Source organism: Thalassobellus citreus (genome assembly GCF_044385915.1).
GTDB lineage: Bacteria > Bacteroidota > Bacteroidia > Flavobacteriales > Flavobacteriaceae > Thalassobellus > Thalassobellus citreus.
Window position 1 is genome coordinate 1 of record NZ_JBISCC010000082.1, and the last position, 283, is coordinate 283.

The 283-nt window shown below is 42.4% G+C and carries 1 protein-coding gene; it reads left to right on the forward strand.

Annotation, left to right across the window (positions count from 1 at the left end; all coding sequences use genetic code 11):
* A partial coding sequence (locus tag ACH5TX_RS00610) for a hypothetical protein (protein ID WP_439337620.1) occupies positions 1–283 on the forward strand: 283 nt, incomplete at both ends.

Sequence of the window (283 nt, forward strand, 5' to 3'; positions counted from 1 at the left end):
GGATTAACCGATTGTGAAGAAACGACAGGAATCGACGATCCGAGTACATCAAAAGTACCAGGAGATTATCCAGGGCCATTTGAAGCTAACGATGCTTGTTTACCAACAGGAGTTAATACGACCGATAGTGATGGTGATGGACTAACCGATTGTGAAGAAACAACAGGAATAGACGATCCGAGTACACCAAAAGTACCAGGAGATTATCCAGGACCATTTGATGCTAATGATGCTTGTTTACCAACAGGAGTTAATACGACTGATAGTGATGGTGATGGACTAA